This window comes from Amycolatopsis sp. lyj-109 (assembly GCF_046548995.1).
In the GTDB taxonomy this organism is placed as follows: Bacteria; Actinomycetota; Actinomycetes; order Mycobacteriales; family Pseudonocardiaceae; genus Amycolatopsis.
The window spans coordinates 1-602 of sequence record NZ_JAJPWR010000069.1 but is presented as its reverse complement, the minus strand read 5'-3'; the positions used below and the strand labels follow the sequence as shown (position 1 = coordinate 602).

At 66.6% G+C, this 602-nt stretch carries 1 protein-coding gene; it reads right to left on the bottom strand.

Going from position 1 to position 602, the window contains the following annotated elements:
- Positions 1–71: 71 nt before the first annotated feature.
- On the bottom strand, positions 72–602 hold a 531-nt coding region (locus ACLJQF_RS48850), incomplete at its 5' end, for an NAD(P)/FAD-dependent oxidoreductase (RefSeq protein ID WP_410617525.1).

Here is a 602-nt window from a genome sequence, read left to right as displayed (position 1 = left end):
GAACGTCGCGTCGGTCACCTTGACGGTGTTGGCCATGGTTTCTCCTTCAGGGGTGGTTGGAAGCCGGTAAGTCAGTTGGTGCCTGCGCCGTAGCCGCCGCCGACGAGCTCGGCTGCCTCGTGCGCGTCCGATTCGCCGTGCTCCGCGAGCCAGCGTTCCGCGTCGATCGCGGCGCTGCACCCGGAGCCCGCGGCGGTGATCGCCTGGCGGTAGGTGCGGTCCACCAGGTCACCGGCCGCGAAGACGCCGTCCAGGTTCGTGAAAGAGGTCTTGCCCTTCGTGACGACGTAGCCGTCCTCGTCCAGGTCGACCTGCCCCTTCACCAGCTGGCTGCGAGGGTCGTGGCCGATCGCGACGAAGAAGCCGGACACCTCCAGCGTCGACTCGGAGCCGTCCTTGGTGTCCTTGAGCTGCAGGCCTTCGACCTTGCCGTCGCCGAGCACCCCGGTGATCTGCGAGTTCAGCTGCCACTTGATCTTCTCGTTCGCGCGAGCGCGCTCGATCATGATCTTGGATGCGCGGAACTCCTCGCGGCGGTGGACGATCGTGACGGACTTCGCGAACTTCGTCAGGAAGGTCGCCTCCTCCATCGCCGAGTCGCC